The organism is Nonomuraea typhae, assembly GCF_009760925.1.
GTDB classification, from domain to species: Bacteria; Actinomycetota; Actinomycetes; order Streptosporangiales; family Streptosporangiaceae; genus Nonomuraea; species Nonomuraea typhae.
Genome location: NZ_VRLV01000007.1, coordinates 545,271 through 571,079, shown reverse-complemented (window position 1 = coordinate 571,079; position 25,809 = coordinate 545,271). Strand labels below are relative to the sequence as shown.

Annotated in this window: 22 protein-coding genes; 15 read left to right on the top strand and 7 right to left on the bottom strand. The window is 71.8% G+C overall.

Translation table 11 applies throughout. From position 1 onward, the window contains the following. Positions 1 to 141: 141 nt before the first annotated feature. Positions 142 to 1,962, bottom strand: coding sequence for a M14 family metallopeptidase (locus FVE25_RS28615; protein WP_157250149.1), 1,821 nt, complete (start codon positions 1,960 to 1,962; stop codon positions 142 to 144). Positions 1,963 to 2,053: 91 nt separating this feature from the next. Continuing rightward, positions 2,054 to 2,749: a nitroreductase family protein gene (locus FVE25_RS28610; protein WP_219825669.1), complete on the bottom strand. Its 696-nt coding sequence runs from the start codon at positions 2,747 to 2,749 to the stop codon at positions 2,054 to 2,056. A 72-nt stretch (positions 2,750 to 2,821) separates the two neighbouring features. On the opposite strand from FVE25_RS28610, the gene FVE25_RS28605 reads away from it, so the two are divergent. The 3 genes from FVE25_RS28605 to FVE25_RS28595 are packed head-to-tail and all read left to right on the top strand — an operon-like array spanning position 2,822 to position 5,002. Next, a complete protein-coding gene (locus FVE25_RS28605) occupies positions 2,822 to 3,301 on the top strand; it encodes an Lrp/AsnC family transcriptional regulator (RefSeq protein ID WP_157250148.1) in 480 nt (159 codons plus the stop codon). Between the two features lie 52 nt (positions 3,302 to 3,353). Further along, positions 3,354 to 4,253 (top strand): ATP-binding cassette domain-containing protein, encoded by a 900-nt coding sequence (locus FVE25_RS28600; RefSeq protein ID WP_157250147.1) that lies wholly within the window; start codon positions 3,354 to 3,356, stop codon positions 4,251 to 4,253. Then, a complete protein-coding gene (locus FVE25_RS28595; protein ID WP_157250146.1) occupies positions 4,250 to 5,002 on the top strand; it encodes an ABC transporter permease in 753 nt (250 codons plus the stop codon). The genes FVE25_RS28600 and FVE25_RS28595 overlap by 4 nt, the downstream gene beginning before the upstream one ends. Before the next feature lie 8 nt (positions 5,003 to 5,010). On the opposite strand, the gene FVE25_RS28590 is transcribed toward FVE25_RS28595, so the two are convergent. From FVE25_RS28590 to FVE25_RS28575, 4 genes are all read right to left on the bottom strand, one after another. Further along, positions 5,011 to 8,106 carry an AfsR/SARP family transcriptional regulator gene (locus tag FVE25_RS28590; RefSeq protein WP_181019740.1) on the bottom strand — a complete coding sequence of 1,032 codons (3,096 nt, stop codon included), beginning with the start codon at positions 8,104 to 8,106 and terminating at the stop codon, positions 5,011 to 5,013. Positions 8,107 to 8,262: 156 nt separating this feature from the next. Then, positions 8,263 to 9,063 (bottom strand): MerR family DNA-binding transcriptional regulator, encoded by an 801-nt coding sequence (locus FVE25_RS28585; protein ID WP_181019739.1) that lies wholly within the window; start codon positions 9,061 to 9,063, stop codon positions 8,263 to 8,265. Positions 9,064 to 9,158: 95 nt separating this feature from the next. Then, positions 9,159 to 11,255 (bottom strand): cellulase family glycosylhydrolase, encoded by a 2,097-nt coding sequence (locus FVE25_RS56870; RefSeq protein WP_219825668.1) that lies wholly within the window; start codon positions 11,253 to 11,255, stop codon positions 9,159 to 9,161. Between the two features lie 100 nt (positions 11,256 to 11,355). After that, the gene (locus FVE25_RS28575) at positions 11,356 to 11,730 is read right to left on the bottom strand and encodes a hemerythrin domain-containing protein (protein WP_157250144.1); all 375 of its coding nucleotides are present in this window, start codon (positions 11,728 to 11,730) and stop codon (positions 11,356 to 11,358) included. Positions 11,731 to 11,838: 108 nt separating this feature from the next. On the opposite strand from FVE25_RS28575, the gene FVE25_RS28570 reads away from it, so the two are divergent. The 5 genes from FVE25_RS28570 to FVE25_RS28550 all read left to right on the top strand — a co-directional run bounded on the left by FVE25_RS28570 (position 11,839) and on the right by FVE25_RS28550 (position 15,475). Beyond that, positions 11,839 to 12,195 carry a winged helix-turn-helix transcriptional regulator gene (locus FVE25_RS28570; protein WP_246267568.1) on the top strand — a complete coding sequence of 119 codons (357 nt, stop codon included), beginning with the start codon at positions 11,839 to 11,841 and terminating at the stop codon, positions 12,193 to 12,195. A gap of 32 nt (positions 12,196 to 12,227) precedes the next feature. Continuing rightward, positions 12,228 to 13,412 carry a serine hydrolase domain-containing protein gene (locus FVE25_RS28565; RefSeq protein ID WP_157250143.1) on the top strand — a complete coding sequence of 395 codons (1,185 nt, stop codon included), beginning with the start codon at positions 12,228 to 12,230 and terminating at the stop codon, positions 13,410 to 13,412. Beyond that, complete coding sequence (locus FVE25_RS28560; RefSeq protein WP_246267566.1) at positions 13,409 to 13,951, top strand: AAA family ATPase; 543 nt, start codon at positions 13,409 to 13,411, stop codon at positions 13,949 to 13,951. Before FVE25_RS28565 ends, FVE25_RS28560 begins: the two co-directional genes overlap by 4 nt. Before the next feature lie 29 nt (positions 13,952 to 13,980). Continuing rightward, on the top strand, positions 13,981 to 14,628 hold the full coding sequence (leuE, locus tag FVE25_RS28555) for a leucine efflux protein LeuE (protein ID WP_157250142.1): 648 nt from the start codon (positions 13,981 to 13,983) through the stop codon (positions 14,626 to 14,628). Between the two features lie 214 nt (positions 14,629 to 14,842). Further along, on the top strand, positions 14,843 to 15,475 hold the full coding sequence (locus FVE25_RS28550) for a VC0807 family protein (protein WP_246267558.1): 633 nt from the start codon (positions 14,843 to 14,845) through the stop codon (positions 15,473 to 15,475). A gap of 907 nt (positions 15,476 to 16,382) precedes the next feature. Here FVE25_RS28550 and FVE25_RS28545 read toward each other — a convergent pair. Continuing rightward, entirely contained in the window at positions 16,383 to 17,582 is a 1,200-nt protein-coding gene (locus FVE25_RS28545) for a sensor histidine kinase (RefSeq protein WP_157250141.1), read from the bottom strand. A 362-nt stretch (positions 17,583 to 17,944) separates the two neighbouring features. Here FVE25_RS28545 and FVE25_RS28540 point away from each other — a divergent pair, with 362 nt between their 5' ends. The 7 genes from FVE25_RS28540 (at position 17,945) to FVE25_RS28510 (ending at position 25,803) form a co-directional block, all read left to right on the top strand. Further along, a complete protein-coding gene (locus tag FVE25_RS28540; RefSeq protein ID WP_157250140.1) occupies positions 17,945 to 18,565 on the top strand; it encodes a DedA family protein in 621 nt (206 codons plus the stop codon). A 37-nt stretch (positions 18,566 to 18,602) separates the two neighbouring features. After that, positions 18,603 to 19,406, top strand: a complete 804-nt coding sequence (locus FVE25_RS28535; RefSeq protein ID WP_181019738.1) for a DMT family transporter — start codon at positions 18,603 to 18,605, stop codon at positions 19,404 to 19,406. A gap of 1 nt (position 19,407) precedes the next feature. Continuing rightward, a complete protein-coding gene (locus FVE25_RS28530) occupies positions 19,408 to 20,613 on the top strand; it encodes a glycosyltransferase (protein ID WP_157250139.1) in 1,206 nt (401 codons plus the stop codon). Beyond that, on the top strand, positions 20,610 to 21,290 hold the full coding sequence (locus FVE25_RS28525; RefSeq protein ID WP_157250138.1) for a DUF998 domain-containing protein: 681 nt from the start codon (positions 20,610 to 20,612) through the stop codon (positions 21,288 to 21,290). The genes FVE25_RS28530 and FVE25_RS28525 overlap by 4 nt, the downstream gene beginning before the upstream one ends. Positions 21,291 to 21,351: 61 nt before the next feature. Further along, on the top strand, positions 21,352 to 22,053 hold the full coding sequence (locus tag FVE25_RS28520) for a cytochrome P450 family protein (RefSeq protein ID WP_157250137.1): 702 nt from the start codon (positions 21,352 to 21,354) through the stop codon (positions 22,051 to 22,053). Continuing rightward, positions 22,050 to 22,778, top strand: coding sequence for an isocitrate lyase/PEP mutase family protein (locus tag FVE25_RS28515; protein ID WP_157250136.1), 729 nt, complete (start codon positions 22,050 to 22,052; stop codon positions 22,776 to 22,778). The genes FVE25_RS28520 and FVE25_RS28515 overlap by 4 nt, the downstream gene beginning before the upstream one ends. Before the next feature lie 7 nt (positions 22,779 to 22,785). Continuing rightward, entirely contained in the window at positions 22,786 to 25,803 is a 3,018-nt protein-coding gene (locus FVE25_RS28510; protein WP_157250135.1) for an AfsR/SARP family transcriptional regulator, read from the top strand. The last annotated feature ends 6 nt before the right edge of the window (positions 25,804 to 25,809 follow it).

Below are 25,809 nucleotides of genomic sequence, written 5' to 3'. Positions count from 1 at the left end.
TTCCTAAGAGTTACGCCGATCGTAGGCTTGACACCCATGCCTTACAAGACCTAATTCCATCTTCAATCGCCGGGCGGCTCCGCCGTACCCGGAAAAGCGAGCGCGCCCCCGCTGGAGGCGAGGGCGCGCGATGCCGGGAACTCAGGGCTGCTGGGTGATCTTGACGTCGTCGACGCCCGCCTCGACCAGCGAGGCGCCTCCGGCGTCCGCGGCCTCGATGAGGATGCGGACCGTCTGCCCCGCGAACGGGGTCAGGTTGGCGTTGGCCACCGCCCACGAGCCGTTGCGGTTGCTGGCCGCGCCGAGTTGCTCGAACACCTGCGTCGTGGTGTTCCCGACCACCTTCACCCGGAAGTAGTCGGTGTTGGCCGCGTTCGAGCCGTGCGCCAGGTACCACGACAGCGAGAGCGACAGCGTGCCCGTGGCGGGCAGCGTGATCTGCGGCGACTGGATCGAGGTCAGGCCGCCGTCGATGTCGTGGTCACCCGCCGCGGCGCCCGCCAGCCTGCCGGTCACCAGGTCGTTCGCGCCGCTGACCGTGGTGCCGAGCTGCTTGGCGCCGCTGGAGTCGGTGTCCTCCGGGTTGCCCCGCTCCCACAGGCCCGTGGTCGCCGTGCCGGGGATCGCGCTCCAGCCCTTGTCGGTCTCGAAGTCGTCCGACCACACGGTCGTGCCCGGTGTGCCGGTGCCGCAGTACTGCTGCTCCTTGCCGATGATCCGGTAGACGCAGTCGGAGTACTCGAGGAAGCGCAGAGTCGCCTCCCGGTTGCGGGTGGTCTGCGGCACGATCTGCTCGTCGGGCGGGTAGAAGCCGGGGCTGGCCGTCCGCGGGTACATCTCGAAGGTGTAGCTGAAGATCTTGTGGACGCCCCACATCCAGTCGCCGATGGTGCCGTCGGTGATGTAGAGGTCGCTGGACTGCTCGGGGATGTAGTTGTTGGTCGCGGCCATGTTCTGGCCGAGCACGGCGTGGGCGTCGCGGTCGTCCTGGGTCAGGCCGGGCGCCGTGTCGTTGAAGGTGAAGCCGTAGGGCCACAACACCAGCTCGCTGTAGGTGTGCCAGTCCAGGTGCGCCCGGATCTGCTGCCGGCCGCCGACCACGCGGCCGCGCACCCAGTCGGCCGTCGCCTTGACCTCGACCGCCGACTCGGCGGCCGAGCCGCGGTAGGTCTCGCTGGAGGTCGAGCCGGAGGAGCCGCCGCAGCAGCCCCAGTTGTAGTTCCAGTTGCGGTTCATGTCGGTGCCGACCGCGGTGGAACCCGAGTTCGGCTGGCGGTTCTTGCGCCAGGAGCGGTAGCTGCCGGTCGCGATGTCGTACTCGCCGCCGTCGGGGTTGAGGTCGGGCAGGATCCAGATCTCGCGGGTGTTCACCAGGTTCGTGATCCGGGTGTCGGTGCCGTAGTTGTCGGCCAGCAGGTGCATGATGTACAGCGCCATCTCGACCGTGAGGTGCTCACGCGCGTGCTGGTGCGCGGTGAACAGCACCTCGGTCTCGTTCTCGTCGGTGGCGACGTTGTCGCTGATCTTCACGCCGACGAGCTGCCTGCCCTGGTACGACGTGCCGTAGACGAACTTGCTGGCGATGTTCGGCTTGGCCGCGACGAGCGCGTTGATGTTCGCGTTCATCTCGGCGTAGTTGTGGAAGCCCGAGTCGGCCGGCGGGAAGTCAAACGCTCCTGCGCCGGACGGGGATAACGGGCGCGGCACCTCCGTGACCCGGTAGCCGAGCTTCCTGATCGCCGCCACCTCGGCCGGCGTCGCGGTCACCAGGACCGAGTCGCCCGTGACCTCTTCGATGGCGGCGCCGGTGCCGGAGACCGCGCTGCGTTGCCGGGAGTCGGCCGGGCCCTGTACGCGATACTGCTTGTTCGCGGGTGGTTCCGCACCCGCGGTCACCTCGGTGATGCCGGTCAGGCTCAAAAGACCGAGGATGGCCAGCAGGATCGTTAATCGGCGTCTCACCTTCAACCCTCCTCGGCGCGCGAATGGGGGGTGTTTTGACGCGCGCCTGCACTGAGAGTGGAGACTTCCGGCCAGCCCGAGAAGGCCCAATTCAGCGGTAGTGCACCATGGCTTGCTCTAGTGGCTTCCTGGTTAGGTCGGGTACCTCCGCGTCGTCGCCGGCATAGCCCACGGGGAACAGGATGTAGGGGCGCTCGTTGGCGGGGCGCTCGCAGATCTCGGTCAGGAAGGCCATCGGGTTCGGCGTGTGGGTCAGCGTGGACAGGCCCATCCGGTGCAGGGCGGCGATGAACAGGCCGCAGGCGATGCCGACGCTCTCGTTGACGTAGTAGTGCTTGACCTTCCTGCCGTCGGGCCGCACGCCGTACTTCTCCGCGAAGCACACCACCAGCCAGGGGGCCGCTTCCAGGTAGCGCTTGTCGGAGGTGGTCTCCAGCGGGGCCAGCGCCTCGCGCCACTCGGCCGGCAGCCGTCCGCCCTCGTAGTTCTGCCGCTCCTCGACCTCGGCGGCCTCCCTGATGCGCTTCTTGGTGTCCAGGTCGCCGACCACGACGAACTTCCACGGCTGCTGGTGGGCGCCGGACGGCGCGGTGTTGGCCGCCAGCACGGCCAGTTCGACGCAGCGGAGCGGGACCGGCTCGTCGCTGAAGAAGCGGACGCTGCGGCGCTGGTCGAGGAAGTCGTAGAACTCGGTGCCGCGGGCGATCATCTCGTCCGGCTCGAACCGCTCCGGCTTGTAGGGACGGAACGGGAAGGTGTGCTCCATGAAGACGAAGTCTGCGGACATATGGCTGAGGTGACAACCGACGGCCTACCATACTGACGATTCGACACGAAATATCGCGCTATTGGAGTCAATATGGCAGCGAAGCGCGCCGGCCTGGACGAGCTGGACCTCAAGATCCTGCGGCTGGTGTCCGAGCACCCCCGCAGCGGCCTGCTCGAGTTCGCCCGGCTGCTGGGCGTGGCCCGCGGCACCGTCCAGGCCCGCCTGGACCGCATGGTCGCCGACGGCGTGATCACCGACTTCGGCCCCGGCCTGTCCCCCGCCGCGCTCGGCCACCCCGTCCAGGCGTTCACCACGCTCGAAGTGCAGCAGGCATCCCGCGAGCACATCGCCCGCGCCCTGTCGGCCGTCCCCGAACTCATCGAGGCGTACATCGTCACCGGACCCGGCGACGTGTGGTGCCGCATCGCCGGCCGCGACCACGAGCACATCCAGGAGATCATCGACCACATGCTGACGATCGACGGAGTACGGCGCAGCACCACGGTCATCACATTGTCCACCGTCGTCCCCCACCGGGTGCTGCCCCTGGCCGCACGGGCCACCAGGTAGCTGCCAGCCCTCTGCCAGCCCGCTACCAGCGGCGTCCGGCACGGTCGAGGGCATGGACTACGCGATCGAAGCCGAAGGGCTGGTCAAGACATACGGCGACAAGGCTGCCCTGGACGGAGTCGATCTCCGGGCACGGGCCGGGACCGTGCTGGGCGTGCTCGGCCCCAACGGCGCGGGGAAGACCACGGCAGTGCGCATCCTGGCGACGCTGCTGCGGCCGGACTCCGGTCACGCCCGCGTCCACGGGCACGACGTGGCCGCACAGCCCGCCGAGGTGCGCAAACTGATCGGGCTGACCGGCCAGTACGCCTCCGTGGACGAGAAGCTGACCGGCACCCAGAACCTCGTCATGATGGGCCGCCTGCTCGGCGCGAACCGGGCGGCGGCCAGGGCGCGCGCCGCCGAGCTGCTGGAGCGCTTCGGGCTCACCGACGCCGCCGGCCGGGCCGCGTCGGGGTACTCGGGAGGCATGCGGCGCCGCCTCGACCTGGCCGTCAGCCTCGTCAGCAGGCCCCGCGTGCTCTTCCTCGACGAGCCGACCACCGGCCTCGACCCGCACGCCCGCGGCGAGCTGTGGGAGGTGGTCAGGGATCTGGTCGCCGACGGCGTCACCGTGCTGCTGACCACGCAGTACCTGGAGGAGGCCGACCAGCTCGCCGACGACATCCTGCTCATCGACGCCGGCCGGGCCGCCGCCCAGGGCACTCCCGACGAGCTCAAGGCCATGGCCGGCGGGCACCGGCTGGACGTCAGGCCGCTGCGTCCGGAGGACGTCGAGAAGACCAAGGCCATCCTGGGCTCCGACGAGCTCAGCATCCCGATCCACGACCTGGCGGCGGCGCCGGCCGTACTCAGGAAGCTGGACGACGCCGGGGTCGTGCTGTCCGAGCACGCGCTGCGGCTGCCCTCCCTCGACGACGTCTTCCTCACCCTCACCGGAGCCCGCAAATGATCTCTCAGAGCCTCACCCTCACCTGGCGCAGCCTGATCCCCCTGAAGAACAGCCCCGGCCAGCTGCTGGCGATGCTGCTCCAGCCGGTCTTCATGATCGTCGTCTTCGTGTACCTGTTCGGGGGCGCTGCCGGAGGCGACCGGAGCCAGGCCGTGCTCTACATGCTGCCGGGCGTGCTGGTGCAGGTGGCGCTCATGGCCACCATCGCCACCGGCATGAACCTGGCCACCGACATCGGCAACGGCGTCTTCGACAGGTTCCGGACCATGCCGATCGCCCGCCTCGCGCCGCTGGCCGGGCGGATCCTGGCCGACCTGGTCACGATGCTGATCACGGTGACGATCTCGGTGCTGATCGGGTACGTCGTGGGGTTCCGGGTGCAGACCTCGCCGCTGGAGGCGCTGGCGGGGCTGGGGCTGGTGCTGCTGTTCACGATGGCGCTGAGCTGGGGGTCGGCCTGGATCGGGCTGGCGGCCAAGTCGGTGACCTCGATGCAGGGCATGGCCACGGCGGTGCTGCTCCCGCTCACCTTCGGCAGCAGCGCGTTCATCCCCGCCACGGACCTGCCCGGCTGGCTGACCGCCTGGATGTCGATCAACCCGGTCTCGCATCTGGCCGCCGCGCTGCGCGGCTTCATGGTCGGGGGACTGCGGGCCGCGGACGTGTGGATCACGTTCGGCTGGACGGCCGCGCTGCTGGCGTTGTTCGTCCCGCTCGCGCTGCGCGCCTACAACCGGCGGGTGCGCTGAGTCCCCGGCTACGTGATGTCCGCCACCAGGGCGTAGACCTCCTCGCGGGTCAGGGCGGCGCCCTCCGCGCGCAGGGCCGCGTACCGGTCCTCGCCCAGGGCGCGGCGGGCGGCGGCGGTCCCGGCCGCGACATCGGGGCCGGACTCGTCCGCCGCGGCGCCGAACAGCACCGCCGCCCGCTCCGGGTCGCCGCCCGCCAGCGCGGCCAGGGCGAAGCCACAGAAGACGGACGCCAGCACCGGCAGATCGGGGGCGGTCCTGACGACCTCCAGGGCCTGCCGGTGCTGGGCCAGCCCCTCCCGCCGGTCGCCCGAGGCCACCAGCGCCCTGCCGTACTGGGTGCGGACCGAGGCCGTGAGCTGCGGGATCGGCATGACCTCCCGCACCCCCTCGATCGCCTTCTCGAACGCCGCCAGCGCGGCAGGGTGGTCGCCGCGCTGGTAGGCGACCAGGGCCTCGCCGAACTGGAGCTGGAGCAGCACGTCCGGGTTGATCTCGGCGCTCACCCCAAGCCTGGCCCGCACCAGGTCGGCCGCCGCGCCCTCCAGGTCGCCGCCGCGCGCCCGGATCAGCGCCAGCCTGGTCAGCGTCGAGACCGACTCGTTCGCGCTGATCCAGGCGCTGGTCAGCGAGCGCACCTCGGTGAACAGCTCCCCCGCGGGCCGGCCCGCGATGGCGCGCATCGCCCCCAGGGACAGCAGCGCCTCGCTCAGCCCCCACCGGTCGCCGATCTTCCTGAACCCGGCCACCGCCCGCTCCAGCGACTCCTCCGTCGCCCTCGGGCCGCGGATCATGAGCGCCGAGCTGGCCAGCCACAGGTCCTCGCCCTTGGCGTAGGAGTCCAGCAGTGCATAGGCGTCCTCCTCGCGCCCGGCCAGCAGCGCCATGACCGCCCGCGCGATCCGCAGCATCGGATGGAGCGGCCCCTCGGCCGCGGCCAGGTCCACGAGCCTGTCCATGTCGGCCGACAGCTTCTCCATGAGCGGCCGGTCCACCATGACCCGGCCGAACATCGTCACGCCCACCGCGAACCTGCACGCCGCATACGCCCCCGCCAGCCCCGGCGGCGGGGTCGGGCCCGCGAGCGCCAGCGCCTGCTCGGCCCACTGCGCCGACTCCGTCCGGTAACCGCACATCCACCAGTACCAGTTGAGCGCCCCGCACAGCCGCAGCGCCAGGTCGGCGTCCCCGGCCTCCAGCGACCACCGCAACGCCGCCGCGCAGTTGTCCCGCTCGGCACCGAGCCGCTCGATCCACTCGATCTGCGCCGAGGTCCGCAGCCACGGCACCGCCGCCTCCGCCAGGTCACGCAGATGTACGGCCAGCCGCCGGCGATATTCCTCGACCTCTCCCGCCTCGGCCAGCCGCTCCAGCGCGTAGGCGCGGATGGTTTCCAGCATCCGGTAGCGCCCGTCGTCCCCGAGCTGCACCAGCGACTTGTCGGCCAGCGCCCCCAGCACCCCGGCGTCACCGCCGCAGACCGCCTCGACCGCCTCCAGCGTCGCGCCCCCGGCGAACACCGCCAGCCGCCCGGCCAGCGCGCGCTCCTCGCCGGTCAGCAGGTCCCAGCTCCACTCGACGAGCGCCCGCAGCGTCTGCTGGCGTGGCAGGGCCGTACGGCTGCCGCCCGTCAGCAGCCGGAACCGGTCGTCCAGCCGTTCGGCCAGCTGGCGGACGGTCATCGTGCGCAGCCGGGCCGCGGCCAGCTCGATCGCCAGCGGCATGCCGTCGAGCCTGCGGCACACGGCCGCGACGTCGGCGGCGTTGCCCTCGTCCAGCCGGAACGACGGCCGCGCCGCGACCGCTCTCTCCACCAGCAGCCGGACCGCCGCGTACCCGGCCGCACCGGCGGCGTCCACGCCCTCCGGGGGCAGTGCCAGGGGCGGAAGGGGCAGCACGTGCTCGCCCGGCAGGTTGAGCGGCTCCCGGCTGGTGGCCAGCACCCGCAGCCCCGGGCAGGCCGCGAGCAACCGCTCGGCCAGCCACGCGGCCGCTTCGACCAGGTGCTCGCAGTTGTCCAGCACGATCAGCGCCGGACCCCGGCCCAGCCGCTCCGCCACCCGCTGCACCGGCCCCTCAGCCGCACTGCCGCCCTTCTCACCGGGCAGCGCGATTCCGGGCAGGTCGTCACGCAGGCCCAGCGCGTCGAGCAGGGCGCCGGGCACGTCGGCGGGGTCGGTGACCGGGGCCAGCTCGACCATCCAGGTCTCGCCGCCCAGCAGCTCGCCGGAGCGCAGGGCGGCCTCGGTGGCCAGGCGGGTCTTGCCCGCGCCGCCCGGGCCGGCGATCGTGGCCAGCCTGACCTCGCCGAGCAGGGTCAGCAGCCGGGCCAGCTCGGCGTCCCTGCCCACGAACCCGGTCAGCGGCGGGCGCACGTTGCCTCTGGCGCGGGCGGCCGGCCGTACCGGAGTCTCGCCCTTGAGGACGGCCAGGTGCGCGGCGCGCAGGCCGGGGCCGGGGTCCACGCCGAGTTCGCCGGCCAGGGCGGACCGCACCCGCTCGAACAGCGTGAGCGCGTCGGCCTGCCGGCCGGCGGCGGCCAGGGAGCGCATCGCCAGCGCGGCCAGCCGCTCGCGCAGCGGGTGCGCGGCCGCCTCCGCCGACAACGAAGCGGCCAACTCGGCGAGGTCACCCCCGCCAGCGTCCAGGACGGCTTCGGCGTGGGCCTCGACGGCGAGCAGGCGCTCTTCCTCCAGGCCGGTGGCGACGGCGGCCAGGTGCGGCACCGCCAGCAGGTCGGCCAGGGCAGGGCCGCGCCACATCGCCAGCCCCTCGGCGGGATTCCCGTCGCGGACGGCGGCGGTGAAGGCGTGGGCGTCCACCGACTCCCGGGGAAGGGGCAGCAGGTAGCCGCCGGGCCGGCCGGTCACGTCCAGGTGCGGGCGCAGTGCGGTGCGCAGGCGCTTGACCAGCGTCTGCAGGGCGTTGGCCGCGTTGGCCGGAGGCTGCTCCGGCCACAGGGCGTCGATGAGGCGTTCGGCGGTCACCACCTGGCCCGCCTCCAGCGCGAGCAGGGCCAGCAACGCGCGCACCCGGGCGCCGCCCACCGGCACCGGCGCGCCCTCGTTCTCGACCTCCAGGGGTCCCAGGATGGAAATCCGCACGGCCTCCATCCTGCCCCCTGCCGCGACAGCGGTGCCGCCGGTGCCCGTCTGGCGGGACGCCGCCCCGGCCCCCTTCCCGCCTGGGACCTCATGGGGGAAGGGCGGCTCCTTCTGCGCACCGGCCTGATCGGCTCTACCGCATGCAGCTCTGGCCCGTCACGGAGTCTTGAGCGCGACCGCCACCTCCATGCCGACCGGCTGTCCCTCCTCCAGGACGCCGATCTGGCGGAGCTGGGCCAGGGACACCTCGGCTCCCTTCTCCTCGGCCGCGGCGAGCAGGGCCAGCACGGCGGGGTGGGTGGCGCCCTCGACCATGGGCACGTCCTGGTCCCAGCGCCAGCGCACCACCATCTCCTGTCCCGGCTCGATCGTGCCGCGCTCGACGCCCGCCCAGTCCTCCGGCGGCAGGGCGGCGACCGGCCAGCAGCACACCACCTGAACCTCGGTCTCACTGCCGGGCTTGGCCCTGATCGTGGTCCAGAAGGCGCCGGTCGGGCGGTTGCCCGCCGCGTCGAGGCGGCGCCACAACCCGGCGAACAACTCGTTGGCCTGCTCGTCGCTGGTGATGTCCGGGGGCAGGACGACGCCGGCCCAGGGCTGCGCCTCGGCCTGCCGTACCTCGGTCTGCCAGGTGACGGGGCCGGCGAGCAGGCGCTCCAGGGCGTCGAGGGCGGCGTCCTGGCGCTCGCGGTCGGCGGCCAGCCGGGCGCGGTGCTCGGCCAGCGTGGCGGCCGCGGCGCCGGCGTCCCCGAGGAGCTTGGGCGCGTCGGCCAGGGGCAGGTCGGCGGAGCGGGCGGCCTTGAGCCTGAGCGCGGCGCCGAACTGCGCGGCGGTGTAGCGCCGGTGCCGCGACCACGGGTCCACCGAGGCGGGCGGCAGCAGGTCCTGCTCGTCGTACAGGCGCAGGGCCTTCAGGCTCAGGCCGGTGAGCTCCGCGAATTCGCCGATGTTCATCATGGGAACCAGTGTGGAACCTGCCCCAGGGGCAGGTTCCACTCGGTGGGTGTGGGCGCCGCGCGCGGGCTCCCCCTCACGCACGGCGCCCACGCCGGTCAGAAGTCGTCAGGCAGCCGGACCCGATCGCGGATCCACTTGCCCGCCTCCTTCAAGCGGGTGGTGCCGGTGAACGGGCCGTTCGGGCAGGTGCCGGTGGTGAATACGGCGCCGGAGCGATGGTCGTCGGAGTAGTTCCAGTTGACCCAGCTGATCTTCTTCTGCGCCATCAGATCGAGGTAGCGCTGCGACATCGCGAAGTCGTTGGCGCCCTCGCCCAGATAGTTCTGGGTGCCGAACTCGGTGACGAACACCGGGATGCGGTCGGCCGCGCGCGACAGGGTGTCGAGGTACTCGGTGCCGTGCGAGGCGGCGTAGAAGTGGAAGGTGTACATGATGTTGGTCGCGTTGACCGGGTTGTTGATGATCTCGGTCTCGTTGGAGCTCTCGGAGACCCCCAGGGAGGACCAGCCGCGGGTGCCGACCAGGATCGGGGTGTCGGGGTCGTTGGCCCTGATCGTCGGGATGATCTGGTGGGCGTAGTCCCGGATGCGCGACCAGGGGACGCCACTGGGCTCGTTCATGATCTCGTAGAGCAGGTTCTTCTTGTTGTTGTGCCGCTGGGCGATCTCCGTGAAGAACGTCTTGGCCTTGGTGAGCATGTCACGGGCGAACGGGTCGCCGGGGTCGAGCATGTGCCAGTCGACGATGGCGTACATGCCGCGTGAGGTGGCCTGCTCGATCAGGTTGTGCACCCGGTCGGTGAACTGCCGCGGGTTGGACTCGTAGCCGCCGTCCTGGATGTACATGGAGATCCGCAGGACGTCGGCCTTCCAGTCGGTGGCCAGGGCGTTCAGCGAGGCGGTGTTGAGGCACTGGTTGTACCACTGGATGCCGTGCGAGCTCATGCCGCGCAGCTGGATCTGCTTGCCGTTCTCGTTGCAGAGTTTCAGCCCGCAGACCCGGAGCTGGCCGTTGGCCTCGACCGGGGTGCCGCCGCCGGTCGGCGGCAGCGTGGTGGCGGTGACGGCGGCGCTGCGGTCGGACTCGTTGTCCGAGGGGTCGCGCGCGGTCACGGTGTAGGTGTGGGTGGAGGATGCGGCCAGGCCGGTGACGGTGGCCGTGGTGCCGGTGACGGTGGCGACGACGGTGTCGCCCTCGCGGACCCGGTAGTCCTTGATGGAGCCGCTGTTGTCGGTCGAGGCGTCCCAGGCCAGCGTGATCGAGTTCGACGTGGTGGCGGTCGAGCGCGGGCTGCCGGGGACGGTGGGCTTCACGGTGTCGGGCGGGCCCGCGACGCCGACGGTGAGGCGGTCGAGGTTCGGGCCGCCGTTGGCGGTGGTGGCAGCGGCCCTGACGGTGTTGGCGCCGGCGTTGAGCGCGGCGGTCACGGAGGCTTCCTGCCAGGTCGTCCAGGCGCCGGTGCCGGGGAAGTCCTTGGCCTGGGCGGCGCTGCCGTTCACGCTGATGGACAGCGGGCGGTTGACGGTGGTGCCGTTTGCGTAGCGGAAGGTCAGCGTCGCGTTCCCGGCGGTGGCCGCGTTGACGGTGAACTCCACGGCGGAGCCGGTGACGTTGTCGTAGTTGACGAAGCCGCGGCCGGTGAACCCGGCGTGGTTCGACTCGACCACGCCCTGGGTGATCGTGGCGTCCTCGGCCTGGTAGTCGTTGCCGCCCGGCGTGGTGGCGACCTCGGCGTCGAGGTAGTCCCAGTTGGGGTTGCCGCCGGAGCCGGCGGAGGTGGCGCGGATCGTGTTGGGCCCGGCCACGACGGGCGCGGTCAGTGTGCTGGTGGCCCAGGTGCTCCAGGCGCCGGTGGGATTGAAGGCGCGGTCGTCGGCGACCAGGACGCCGTTGACGGAGATGTCGCTGGGGCGGTTGGCGGTGGTGCCGTTGGCGTAGCCCAGGGTGAGGGTCGCGCTTCCGGCGGCGGGGGCGTTGAAGGTCCATTCCACGTAGGAGCCGGCGAGGTTGTCGCCGTTGACGAAGCCGGCGCCGGAGTATCCGGCGTGGTTCGACTCGACCACACCCTGGGAGATCGTGGCGTTCTCCGCCTCGAGGCGGGAGGGCGCGGCGGCGGCGGGCAGTGCTGTTACCGCTGGTAAGAGGGCGAGACAGGCGGCGGCCAAGGTGATCAGCCGCGTCGAACGATGCATGGGGTCCGCTCCTACTCGTTCATTAGGAAACTTAACTAACGAGCAATCGGAGGATAGGTCCGACCTCTGATCGGAACAAGACCCAAATTGACAGCGATCTCTACAGCCGTGACAGCAGCGGAGCCAGTTGTTCCTCCTCGTAGTCCAGGTGGGCGAGCAGTTCCGCGGCCAGCCGGTCGAGTTCCGGGCGGAAATCGGCGGCCTGTTCGATGGCCGAAAGGATCTCGGCGACCTTGGCGTGCTCGCGCTCCAGGCGGTCGATGACCTCAGCGGACTCGGGGAACCTGGCACGCAGCGTGGTGAACAGGTAGTGGCTCTCGACCGTGTGGTGCATCTCCACGTGGTGGCAGTAGTACGCGCAGCGCACCCGAAGATCACGGGTGAGCTCCGGGGCGCCGCGCAACTCCTTCAGCTCGCGGCGCAGCCCGTCGTGGACGGCGATCAGCTCACGCACCATGGCGTGCTCACGGGACATCGGGGGACCCCTTCACGGTTCCTTCTGGTAACTAACCCCATCGTGGATTACCGTCATGCTCGAGGGCCAGATCGCACTTTTCCCTGCCTTAGTTACCTGGAGAGAACCGTGGACTACCTGACGGAGACCGAGGCCAACTGCCGCGCCCGCGAGGTCCTCGACCGGGTCGGCGACAAATGGTCCGTGGTCGTGCTCTACAACCTCGGCACCGGCACCCACCGCTTCACCGAGCTGCGGCGGGCCATCCCCGGCATCAGCCAGCGCATGCTCACCGTCACCCTGCGCACCCTGGAGCGCGACGGCCTGATCCGGCGCACGGTGCACCCCGTGATCCCCCCGCACGTGGACTACGACCTCACCCCGCTGGGCTGCACGCTGCGGGAGATCGTGGGCGCCCTGGTGAACTGGGCCCACGACCACCTGGAGGAGATCGACGAGGCCAGGACCGCCTACGACAAGGTGTAGACGGGTGCCCGCATTGATGGTCAAGTCAGGGGATGACGGTACAAGGCACCTCCGACCCCCGGTTCTCCCTGGTACGGGAGGAGTTCGAGCGCAACCTCGCCGAGCGCGGTGAGGTGGGCGCGTCGGTCTGCGTGATCGTCGACGGCGAGGTCGTGGCCGACCTCTGGGGCGGCGAGGCCGCGCCGGGCGCCCCGTGGCGCGAGGACACCATCGGCCACGTCTGGTCCTGCACGAAGGGCGCCACCGCCCTCTGCGCCCACCTGCTCGCCGACCGCGGCGAACTCGACCTCGACGCGCCGGTCGTGCGCTACTGGCCCGAGTACGGCGCGGCCGGCAAGGGCGGGACGCTCATCCGGCACCTGCTGGCCCACCAGGCCGGCCTGCCGGTGCTGCGTGAGCCGCTGCCGCCGGGCGCCTTCCTCGACTGGAAACTCATGGCCGAGCGGCTGGCCGTGGCCGAGCCGTTCTGGGAGCCGGGCACCCGGCACGGCTACCACGCGCTGACCTTCGGCTTCCTGGTCGGCGAGGTGGTCAGGCGGGTCGGCGGGCGCTCGCTGGGCACGTTCTTCCGCGAGGAGGTGGCCGAGCCGCTCGGGCTGGAGTTCTGGCTGGGCCTGCCGGAGGAGCACGAGAGCCGGGTGGCGCCGACGATCCCGGCGGACCTGCCGCCGGAGCCGCCCTCGTTCTACGTCAAGGCGTTCTCCGACCCGGAGTCGCTGCCGGCGCTGCTGCTCGGCAACAACGGCGGCTTCATGCTCGCCTCCGACAGCCGGGAGGCGCACGCCGGCGAGTTCGGCTCGGTCGGGGCGATCACCAACGCCCGCGGGCTGGCCAGGATGTACCGGCCGCTGTCGCTGGGCGGGCTGGTCTCGGCCGGTCAGCGCTCGATCATGGGGCGGGTGGAGTCGGCCGGGACGGACGCGGTGCTCGGGGTGCCGACCCGCTGGTCGGCGGGGTTCATGGTGTCCACCGACAACCGGCATCTGCCGCCGGCCGACAGCGAGGGCGCGCTGATGTCGGAGACGGCCTTCGGCCACGCGGGCATGGGCGGCTCGGTCGGCTTCTGCGACCCGGAGGCACGCCTGGCCTTCGGCTACACGATGAACAAGCAGGGCAGCGGCCTGGGCATCAACCCTCGCGGACAGGCGCTGACAGACGCCGCCTATCGGGCACTCGGTTACGATCAAGCGAATGGAGGGATCTGGTATCGGCCTTGAGTGAGCGCTTCATCGTCCTGACCGGCGGGCCGGGATCGGGCAAGAGCACCCTGATCGACCGGCTGGAGGCGGCGGGCTACGCCGGGAGCGAGGAAGCCGGCCGGGCGATCATCCGGGACCAGAGCGCGATCGGCGGCCGGGCGCTGCCGTGGGCGGACAAGGACCTGTTCGCCGAGCTGATGCTGGCCTGGGAACTCCGCTCCCACCGGGCCGCGCCGGCGGGCGACGGCCCGGTCTTCTTCGACCGGGGCGTGGTGGACGTCATCGGGTACCTGCGGCTGGAGGGCCGTCCGGTGCCCCCGCACGTCCACGAGGCGGCGCTGCGGTTCCGCTATCACCGGCGGGTCTTCGCGGCGCCGCCCTGGCCGGAGATCTACCGCAACGACGCCGAGCGCAAGCAGTCTCCCGAGGAGGCCGAGCGCACCTACGCGGCGGTGACGGGCGCCTACGCCGACTACGGGTATGAGCTGGTGACGCTGCCGAAGGCTTCCCTTGAGGACAGATTGGCCTTCCTTCTGGGCAACATCCCCCTATCCTGAAATATCCCGAATTTCAGGAGCTTGTGGCCATGCTTTTTGGCATCACCGATATCTGGACCTTTGCGCTCGGTGCACTGTTCATCATCCTGCTGCCCGGCCCCAATTCGCTGTACGTGCTCAGCCTCGCCGCCCAGCGCGGCGTCAGGCAGGGCTACCGCGCCGCCGCGGGCGTCTTCGCCGGCGACTCCATCCTCATGCTGCTGGCCGCCATCGGCGCCGCCTCCCTGCTGAAGTCCAACCCGGTCCTGTTCGCCGTCGTCAAGTACGCGGGGGCCGGGTACCTGGCGTGGATCGGCTTCCAGATGCTGCGCGGCGCCTGGCGAGCCTGGCGGGCCCCCGCCGAGATGGTGACCCGGCCGCAGGAGGTCGATCGGGTCAGCCCTTTCCGCAAGGCGCTCGTCGTCAGCCTGCTGAACCCGAAGGCGATCCTGTTCTTCGTCTCGTTCTTCATCCAGTTCGTCGACCCCGGCTACACCGCCCCGGCGTTCTCGTTCCTCATCCTCGGCGCCATCGTCCAGCTCTTCAGCGTCCTCTACCTGACCATGCTGATCTTCGGCGGGACGTTCCTGGCCAACCAGTTCCGTGCCCGGCGCAAGCTGTCGGCCGGTCTCACCAGCGGCGTCGGGGCGTTGTTCCTGGGCTTCGGGGCCAAACTCGCCACCACGTCGCTGGGGTAAGGCCGGCCTGCCCGGCAGGTGAGGCGTATGTAACCCGCGCGTGGAACGTGCAAAAAGTGGCAGTCGCACCGGCCCGGGTCAGGTACGGTTGGCCACCGGCGCGCGGTCCAGCGCGCCGAGGTGTCCGTGCCGTTACACCGACCCATCCGTACGGCCAGCCCGGTTCGCCGCCGCCCGGGTAGTCGTATGGACTCGGCCTACCTGCGGAGCAGCCTTGAACCACCCTCCCATCACCCTGCCACGCCTGACCATCCTCGCCCGCGACGCGGCCCCCAAGCTGCTGGAGGCAGTGGTGGCGCCGCTGGTCATCGTGTACACGAGCGTGGCGGTCCTGGGCACGCAGGGGGCGCTGTTCGCCGGCCTGGCGTGGTTGTTCGGCGGGCTGGCCTGGCGGGTGGCGCGGCGGGCCAAGATCCCGGCCACGATGTGGATGGCGGCGCTGGCCCTGACCTTCCGCACCGCGGTCTCGTTCTGGACCGGCGACTGGCACTACTGGGCGATCCAGCCGGAGCTCGGCACCATCTGCATCAGCGTGGTCTTCCTGGCCTCGGTCCGGCTGAACAAGCCGCTCGTGCAGAAGCTCACCCTCGACTACGTCCATCTGCCCTCCGTGGTGCTCAAGCACGAGCGGATGCGCAGGTTCTTCGCCCGGATCACGCTGCTGTGGGGCTTCGTGCTGCTGGCCAACTCGACCGTGAGCATCTGGCTGGCGCTCAACGAGTCACAGCTCCAGGGCTACATGCTGGTGCGCACCGGCGTGGTCGCGCTGATCAGCGGCTCGGCGATCGCCTTCTCGATCGTCGCCTTCAAGCGGGTCCTGCGCCGCATGCACGTGGCCCACGCCTGAGCGTCCCGCCCGCTCCACCAGGACCATCGCCCCGCACACCGCCATCACCAGGCCGGTCAGCATGACGAACAGCTCCACCAGGTCCGGCACCGGGGTGGGCACACCGGCGCCCAGCGGGCCCGCGCTCAGCGTGACGACCATGCCGTAGAGGCCCCAGCCGAACATCGAGCCGGTGCCGACCCAGGCCGTGGCCAGCAAGAGGGCCGGACGCCTGCCGTACCCCTTGACCATGGCCAGGAGCGCGACCCCGGCGGCCACGATGAGCGCGCCCTTCACGCCGTGCTGCAGCAGCGCGACGTTCGTCGAGGCCGCGACGATCTCGGGGGGCAGGCCGAGCGTGCCGCCGAAGCCCCAGAAGAGCCTGATGCCGCCGAGCGCCACCGCCATGACCAGCGCGCCGCGGGCCATGACGAGCTGAAGGGGCAGGGTGCGGCCGACGCGCGGCGCCGAGGTGAAGGCGTGCGGCCAGCGGGCGCGGGCGTAGAGGGTGAAGGCGACGATGAGCCCGATCGCCTGGCCGATGAAACCGCCGTACACCGCCGTGTACACCCACGACGCGATCGGCCCGCCCACCTGGAAGATCGACGCCCCCTGGAGCGCGAACCCCGCCGGCGCGGTCACCAGGATGATCGACAGCAGGCCGATGCCCACCCACATGGGCAGCAGCACGAGCCAGGCGGGCAGCCGCATCCCCCACCGCATGGTGAACGACAGCGCCAGCACCAGCCCGACGAGGTCCATGCCGAAGGTCACCGCGTTCATGGCGACCATGACGGTGTTGTCGAGGAAGCCGGGGTCGGAGACGCCGATCGGGTTGCCCGACAGCCAGATGATCTTGATGGTGAGGTAGGGCAGCATGGCCGCCATCGCGACCGCCGCCGCGGTGATGCGGCCTATTCCGGCTCGTTCACTGGTCATGCTCCGATCGTGGCGTGGCGGCCGGCGCGGGCCCTCCCACCGGGCGGGGATCCGCCTCCCCCGCACGGGGGAGCTCGACGGCCAGCTCGTACCCATAACCGTGCGGACCGGCGGTCAGGGTGCCCCCGGCCAGCCGTACCCGCTCGCGCAGCGCGGCCAGGCCGGTGCCGCCGCCGATCGCGGTGGCGCGCCCGCGCGCCGCGCCGTTCGCCACGCTCACCCGCCACGGACCGGCCGTCACCGTGACCGGTGCCCCCGGCGCGTGCTTGGCGGCGTTGGTCAGCCCCTCCTGGACCACGCGATGGGCCAGCGGGGACGGCTCACCCGTCTGGTTCAAGGTGATGTCCATGCCGGAGGCGCGGGCCCGTTCGACCAGCTCGGCCACGCCTTCTCCCACGGGTTCCAGCGGCGCGCCCTGCCCCTGGTCGCGCAGGAACCCGACGATCTGGCGCAGCCGCTCGGTGGCCTCGGCCGCCGCCTCGCGCAGCTCGCCGGCCGCCGTGACCTGCGCGGGCGTGAGCCCCGGCGACACCTCCAGCCCGGCCGCGCGCACCGCGATGAGCGCCAGGTCGTGGCCGAGCGAGTCGTGCATGTCGTGCGCGATCCTGGTGCGCTCGCGCAGGCGCGCCTGGGCCTCGGCCGCGGCCTGCGCACGTGCCCGCTGGAAGCCCAGCCGCCGCCTGAGCACCCCCAGCAGGTACGGCGCCGCGTACGTGGCCACCAGCGCGGTGCTCACCCCGATCCAGTCCTCGGGCCGCCCGCCGGAGACGAGCACGAGCCCGGACCCCGCCCCGGCCACGCCCAGGAAGACGGCCAGCGGCAGGCGGAGTTCCTCGATCCGGCGCCCGGCCAGGTAGGCGTACCAGACGATCGCGGGCGTCAGCGAGGTGATCGGCACGACCTTCGTGACGCCGAGTCCCGGCCACCAGCTCAGGTCCATGGTGGCGAAGCCGACGCCGAGATCCCAGGGCGCGACCAGGGTGATCAGCGCCACGGCGGCCCACGGCCAGGGGCGGCCCAGGAGCACGGCGGCCGTCAGGATGAGCACGCGCCCGCCGGTGACGAGGAGGAAGGCGCCGGGCTCGGCCATCGGGTCGGGCCCCGTCGCGGCGGCGAGAATCGTCAGGACCGCCCAAAGGAGCACGTCAGAGGTGGTCTGGCGGCGGGTGGCGCGCCGGAGGTGGTTCACGCCTCGACGGTAGCGGGCGCCGGGGACCGCCCGGACCTGCCGAAGGTGGTGTGAGATCCCCTGCCGGAAGTAGGGCTAGCCCCACCCCCAACTCGGATACCTGCACTCCTGTTTCTCTGGTTTACCCAGGCTTGGATAGGAGGTGTCAGCCGGAGGTCGTACCGCGACCCTGACGAAAGTCGGGGGTGGTACGTACCGAACGTCCGATGTGCCGTGAACTGCGGACTTCTTACCTTCGAGGTGGCCTGACCCCGAGAACGACTCAGGGGTCAGCCGGTGACCTTAGGGGGTAATCCCCCGATGCCTCGCCGACCCCTCCGCCGAGATGGTGGTGGGGCCAATGAAGATTCGGAGTGCACGACATGTCTCACGCGATTCTCGACCTGCTCCAGCAGGTCATGTCCTCGCCGTGGCTGTACGTCGCGCTGTTCGCACTCGCGGTGCTCGACGGGTTCTTCCCCATCGTGCCCGCGGAGACCTCGGTGATCACCGCGGCGGTGTTCGCGGCCAGCGGGCAGACCAACCTGGTGCTGATCATCGTGGTGGCCGCGCTCGGCGCCTTCGCCGGCGACCACATCTCGTACCTCATCGGCCGCAAGTTCGGCGGGCGGCTCCGCGAGCGCAAAGCCTTCGTGTGGGCGCGCAACGCGCTGGCCGAGCGGGGCGGTCTGGTGCTGGTGGTGGCGAGGTACATTCCCGGCGGACGCACGGCCACGACCTTGACGATGGGCGCGGTGCGCTACCCGCTGCGCTCGTTCACGTTCTTCGACGCGATCGCGGCCGCCTCGTGGGCCATTTATTCCGCCGTCATCGGGTATTTCGGCGGTATGGCTTTCGAGAACGACCCCATCATGGGCCTTCTTCTCGGTCTCGGGATCGCGGTGACGATCACCGGCGTTGTAGAGGTAGTGCGCTTTATCAGAAAGAAGCGACGCGCTACTCAGGATTCGGCGGAACGTCTTCCTGTGGACACGTCGGTTTGACCCTATCTGGCGACGATTCATATGAAAGGAGCGTTTCATGACTGTGCTGGCCGCGGCGATCGCCCTGATCGGCTCGCTGTTCTTCGCGCTCGGCGCGGCACTCCAGCAGTACGAAGCAGTCGGCTCCAGCAAGCCCCGCCTTCTGACCCTGCTCAGGAAGCCCCGATGGGCGATCGGCGGAGTCTCCATCCTGATCGGCGGCGGCCTGCACATCTTCGCGCTGAGCGCCGGACCGCTGACGATCGTGCAGCCGATGGGGGTGGCCAGCCTGCTGTTCGCCCTGCCCATCGCGGCGGCGCTGCACAAGCGCAAGCCCACCCGCATGGAGCTGATGTCGGCGGGTGTCGTCGCCATCGGCCTGATCGGCCTGGTGCTCCTGGTTCCCCCACATGACGGCCCGACCTACCTCAGCCCCCAGGGGTTGGCGACCCTGTTCGCCGTCTCCGGGGTCGCCGCGGTGGCGCTCTGGGCCGGCTCCAGGATCGCCTCCCCCGCCGGTCGCGCCGCCCTGCTCGCCACCAGCTCCGGAGTGCTCTACGGCGCCACGGCCACCCTCGTGAGGGTGCTCGTGGACGGCGGCTGGAACTGGTGGTACCTGCTCGCCCTGCCCGTCCCCGCGCTGGCCGCCCTGGCGGTGCTGCAGCGCGCCTACGCCGTAGGCCACTTCGGCGTGTCCTTCGCCTCGCTGCAGATCGCCGACCCGCTCACCGCGGTCGCCTTCGGCGCCCTGCTGCTCGGCGAACCTCTGCCCACCGGCGTTGCCCCCATCGCCGCCGCCGCGCTCGCCGCGGCCGGAACCGTGGCACTAGCCCGCACGACCCCCTTGGAAAGGAACGCCTGACATGGCCATGCCCCTGCCGACCGGCGCCAACGAGCTCCAGCCCGCGACTGACCGGCCCAGGCGCATCCTGATCTCCACCGACACCTATCCGCCGGACGTCAACGGCACCGCCGTGTTCACCTACCGGCTGGCCACCGGCCTGGCCGAACGCGGCAACGAGGTCCACGTGATCTGCCAGTCCGACGAAGGCCCGGCCAAGGCGGAGGTCGTCGACGGCGTGATCATGCACAGGCTGCGCTCGGCCCCCCTGTTCGTCCACCCCACGATGCGGGTGGCCGTGCCCACCAGGCTCGACCGGCTCGTCGAGGCCATCGACCCCGACGTGCTGCACTGCCAGGGCCACTTCGTGGTCGGCCGGTCCGCCATCGCCGCCTGCCGGCGCCGCGGCGTGCCCATCGTGGCCACCAACCACTTCATGCCCGACAACCTCTTCCAGTTCGGGCACATCCCTGAGCGGCTGCGCGCCAAGGCCGCCCAGCTCGCCTGGCGCGACTTCCGCCGCATCTTCAACCGCACCCAGCGGGTGACCACTCCCACCCCGCTGGCCGCCAAGCTCCTGGCCGACCAGGGCTTCACCCGCGAGGTCGAGCCCGTCTCCTGCGGCATCGACCTGACCCGCTTCCACCCGCACACCGAGCCCAAGCAGTGGGCGCGCAAGATGTTCGACCTGCCCGACCGCCCGACCATCCTGTTCGTCGGCCGCCTGGACGAGGAGAAGCGCCTGGACGACCTCGTCCGCGCGCTGCCGTACGTCCTCAACGACACCGACGCCCAGATCGCGTTCGTCGGCCGGGGCAACCAGCGCGAGATCCTGGAGAAGCTGGCCAGGCGGATCGGCGTGGCCGAGCGGGTGTTCTTCCTCGGCTTCGTGCCCGACGAGCAGATGCCGCAGGCATTCGCCGCCGCCGACATCTTCGCCATGCCGAGCATCGCCGAGCTCCAGAGCATCGCCACGCTCGAGGCCATGGCCTCAGGACTGCCCGTCGTCGTGGCCGACGCCATGGCGCTGCCCCACCTCGTGGACGACAACGGCTTCCTGTTCCCGCCCGGTGACGTCATGGCGCTGGCCAAGAACCTCACCGCGCTGCTGTCCGACGAGGGACTGCGCATGGTCATGGGCAAGGCCAGCCGCGAGCTCGCCCTCACCCACGACCACCAGAACTCCCTGGCCCGTTTCGAGGCGATCTACGATGAGGTGATGAGATGATCTGGGGCGCCGTGGGCGGCGCGCTGGTCGCGATAGCCGCGCTGGGCTACGCCCAGGTCGCGCTGCCCGAACAGCCGCTGCTCAGCGACTACGTACTGGTCTCCGGTGGTCTGGTGCCAGTCGTGGTCGGCATGCTCGGGATGGCCGCCACCTGCGTCTTCCTCGCGTACGGCCTGGCCGTGCGCGAGGCCGGCCGCAGCGCGGCCACCCGGGTGCTGCTGCTGGCAGGGGCCGCGGGGCTGATGCTCAGCGCCGTGTTCCCCACCGACCCGCACGGTGTCGCCATCAAGTCACTGGCCGGCGAGATCCACCGCTGGTCGGCGGCCGTGGTCTTCACCACGTTGCCCGTCGCCGGCTGGATGCTGGCCCGCGCCCGCAGCGCCCTTCCCCGGTGGAACGCCGTCCGCGCGCTCGCCGTGACCTCCACCTTCGCCCTGGTCATCTACCTGGCCTCGCACCCGGCCTCCTTCATCTCGCCGCTGATCGGCGGCGTCGCCTACTACGGCCTGCTGGAGCGCGCCCTGGTGCTGGCCGAGATCGCCCTGCTGGTGCAGATGAGCTTCGCCATCCTGCGTGAGCACCGCCGCCCGGTCACCATCCCCACGGCGCCCACCTGCTCCTCCCCCGCGCCGCCGCCGACCACGGCCGCCGGGCCACAGGAGCACCTGGCCGCCTGACGTGAGCCCGGGCGGCCACCCTTCGACCGGCGTCGAAGGGAAACCGCCCTAGGCTCGTGGCATGGTCATCACCCGATACGCGCAGGCCACGGCGGCGCTGGAGGACAGCCGCCTGGTGCCGCCCCCGGTCCCCCAGGACGCCGAACCCGGCACCCTGGCCTGGCTGCGGGCGCAGGTGTCGCGCTTCGCCTCCGGTCCCGTCCACGCCCGGCGCCGCGAAGAGGTCGTCGCGCTCCTGGCCGCGTTCGACCCGGCCGAGCTCAGGGCCAGGGCCAGAGGGATGGCGGGCCTGCCGTACGACGAGGTGTCCACCAGGGCGTTCGGGGTGGAGCAGGTCGAGGCGGTGGCGCGGGCGGCCGCCGGATATTTGTCCGGCGAGGAGAGCCCCGAAGCCGACGCGGCGGTCAAGGAACTGCTGCCCCTGGGCATCCCCATGATCACGATCCTTCTCCAGGCGCACGCCTCCACCGCCGGGCTCATCCGGAACGCGCTGGCCCACGACGACGGCCGCATCCCGGTCAAGGACCTGCTGCACGAGACCCTGCGCCACGATCCGCCGCTGACGGTCACCCGCCGCGTGGGCGTGGAGATCGACCTGGTCGCCGCCAACCGCGACCCCGAGGTCTTCCCGGATCCCGATCGGTTCGACCCCGCGCGCGGCCGTACGCCGCATCTGACGTTCGGCCACGGCGTGCGGCCGTGCCCGGCCTCCGCGCACGCCCTGGCCATCGCGGCCGGCTACCTCGAAGGGAAGCGTTCATGAACTTCCGCGACCTGCACGTCCCCGGCGACCCGCTGCTGCTGCCGAACGCCTGGGACTACGGCTCGGCCGCCATGCTGGCCGACGCCGGGTACCAGGCGATCGGGACGACCAGCCTCGGCGTGGCCGCCGTGCACGGCAGGCCGGACGCCGCCGGCGCCACCAAGAACGAGACGATCGCCCTGGCCAAGGCGATGACCGGGCTCGGCGTCCTGGTCACCGTGGACATCGAGGGCGGCTTCAGCGACGACCCGGCCGAGGTCGCCGCGCTGGTCGCCGAGCTGGGCCGGGCGGGCGTGGCGGGCGTGAACCTCGAGGACGGGCGCCCCGACGGCACCCTGCGGGAGATCGCCCACCACCAGGAGATCATCGAGGCCGCGCTCGGCCACGGCGTCTTCGTCAACGCCCGCACCGACGTCCACTGGCTGAAGACGGGCGACGACGCCGCCGAGCGGATCCACGCCTACGAGAAGGCCGACGGCATCTTCGTCCCCGGCCTGACCGACGTGGCCGCGATCGCCGAGGTGGTCAGGAGCACGCCCCTGCCGGTCAACGTGCTCTACGGGCCCCCGATGGCGGAGCTGGCCGCGGCGGGCGTGGCCCGCGTGAGCACCGGCTCGCTGCTGTATCGCGCCTCGCTCAGAGGGATGCTCGCGGTGCTCCAGGACGAGCAGCCGCCGCTGCCCGCCTACGATGAAATCACCGCGATCCTCCCGCAACCCCGATAATCGAGGCATGCGCTTCGAGATCCTCGGCCCCGCGCGCGTGCGGGACGACGACGGGCGGGAGGTCCCGCTCGGCGGTCCGCGGGTGCGGGCGCTGCTGGTGCTGCTCGCCCTGCAGGCCGGGCGCATCGTCCCCACCGAGCAACTCGTCGACGAGTTGTACGGCACGCAGCCGCCCGAGGGCGTGGCCAACGCGCTGCAGTCCCAGGTGTCCAGGCTGCGCCGGTCGCTGGGCAGGGACCTCGTCGAGTTCCACCCCGCCGGATACCGGCTGGCGGCCGACCCGCTGCACGTGGACGCGCACCGCTTCGAACGCCTGGCCGCCGACGGCAGGAAGGCGCTCGGCGCCGGCGACCCCCGCGGCGCCGCGGCCCTGCTGCGCCAGGCGCTCGAGCTCTGGCGCGGCCTGCCGCTGAGCGACGCCCCGCTGGCCGAGGCCGCCGTCACCCGCCTGGAAGAGCTGCGCCTGGCCGCCGTGGAGGACCGCGTCCAGGCCGACCTGGACCTCGGCCGCCACCGCGACCTGGTCGCCGAACTGCGCGAGCTCATCGCCGCCCACCCGCTGCGCGAACGGCTGCGCGCCCAGCTCATGCGCGCCCTGTACGGCAGCGGCCGCCAGGCCGAGGCGCTGACCGCCTACGAAGAGGGCCGCCGCATCCTCGACGAGGAACTGGGCGTGGAACCCGGCGCCGAGATGGCCGCCGCCCACCTCGCGGTCCTGCGTGCCGACCCCAGCCTGGGCACCGCCGGCGAAGGCGTGCTCAGGCAGGGCCTGCGGGCCCAGCTGACCAGCTTCGTCGGCCGGGCCGGCGACCTGTCCCGGCTCGGCGAGCTGCTGGAGTCCGCCCGGCTGGTGACGCTGATCGGCCCCGGCGGCGCCGGCAAGACCCGGCTGGCGATCGAGGCGGTCGAGCGCACGCCGGGCGACGTCTGCTTCGTCGAGCTGGCCCCGGTGACCGGCGGCGCCGACCTGCCGGGGGCGGTCCTGGCCGCGCTCGGCATCCGCGACGCCCCGCTGACCGGCCCCGAGCGCAACCAGCCGCAGCCGCGGCCACGCGAACGGCTGGTTGCCGCGCTGGCCGACCGCAAACTGCTGATCGTCCTGGACAACTGCGAGCATCTGGTGGCCGCCGCCGCCGAACTGGCCGACGAGTTGCTGGCCGCCTGCCCGGCGCTGCGGGTGCTGGCCACGAGCCGGGAGGCGCTCGGGATCATCGGCGAGTCGATCGTGCCGGTCTCGCCGCTGCGCCTGCCGCCGCCGGACGCCGGGAACCCGCTGGAGTACCCGTCGGTCCGGCTGTTCGCCGAGCGGGCGGCAGCCGTACGCCAGGACTTCACCATGGAGGGCCGGGCCCTGGAGCGGGTGGCCGGGATCTGCCGGGCGCTGGACGGGCTGCCGCTGGCCATCGAGCTGGCGGCGGCCCGGCTGCGCACGCTGACGCTGGACGAGGTGGCCGACCGGCTCGACGACCGCTTCCGGCTGCTGACCCGCGGCAGCCGTACCGCGTTGCCCCGGCACCAGACCCTGCGCGCGGTCGTCGACTGGAGCTGGGAGCTGCTGGACGCCGACGAGCAGCGGCTGGCGCGGCGGCTGACCGTGTTCGTCGGCGGCGGGCGGGCCGAGGCGGCCGAGCGGATGTACGGCGGCGCCGGCGGCGAGGACGTGCTGACCTCGCTGGCGGAGAAGTCGCTGGTCGAGCTGGCCGGCGGGCGGTTTCGCATGCTGGAGACGATCCGGGCCTACGGCGCCGAGCGGCTGGCCGAGGCGGGCGAGCTGGACGAGACGCTGGCCGCGCACGCCGCCTACTGCCTGGACCTGGCGAGCCGGGCCGACGCCCATCTGCGCACCCGCGAGCAGCTTTCGTGGCTGGCCAGGATGGACGAGGAGAGCGACGACCTGCACGCGGCGATCCGCTGGGCCACCGACACCGGCCGGGTGGAGGAGGGACTGCTGCTGGTCTCGCGGATGGCCTGCTACTGGTGGATGCGCGGGCACCGGGTGATCAGCGCGAAGCTGTCCGGGGCGCTGCTGGACACGATGGGCGAGGACGCTCCGGAGGGGATGGCGGACGAGTACGCGATGTGCGTGCTGTCCGCCATGGCCGACGGGCGGGCGGGCGCCGCGCTGCTGCGCCGGCACGAGCGGCTGATCGCGGAGATGGCCGACATGAGGCTGCCGTTCCGCGTGGAGTTCCTGACCATGCTGCTGCCGCTGTTCAGCGGGCCGCCGCGGGGATACCGGCCGAGCGACGTCGAGCCCCCGCCGGACGTGCCGCTGACGCCGTGGACGCGGGCGCTGATTCTCCTGGGCACCGGCTTCGTGCACCACAGCCAGAACGAGCTGGCGGAGGCCGCGGAGCGGTTCACGAACGCGCTGAGGGCCTTCCAGAAGATCGGCGAGCGGTGGGGGTGCATGCTGGCCCTCGGCGGGCTGCAGGATCTCGCCTTCGAACAGGGCGACTACGAGCTGGCGATGACGCTGGCCGGCCAGACGGCTTCGCTGGCCGAGGAGCTGGGCGCCAGCGCCGACGCCGCCGAGAACCTGTGCCGGCGCTCCGACAGCGTCCTGCGGCTGGGTGACCTGGACGAGGCCGAGGCGGGCTACCGGCGCGCGGCCGAGCAGACCCGGCGGATCAGCGCGGTGGACACCATGGCCTGGGCGCACCTCGGCCTGGGCGAGGTGGCCGTGCTGCGCGGCAAGGGCGACGAGGCCCGCGGCTACCTGGAGCTGGCGCTGGCGGAGGTTCCCGAGGGCTGGTACTCGGTCGTGGACACCAGGACGCGCATCCTGCTCGCGCTCGGCCACCTCGACCTGGCCGACGGCCTGGAGCAGTCGGCATGGGAACGGTTCCGCGCCGCCCTCGACGCGGCGCAGGGCACGTTCAAGCAGCTGTCGGGGCTGGCCATCGAGGGGCTGGCCGAGACGGCCCGGCGCCGCGGCGAGAACGGCACCGCCACGCTGCTGGGCACGCTCGCGCCGCGAGAGGCGCTGGAGCTGGCCGCCCGGCGGTCAGCCGCCGGTCAGTAGGCCGTC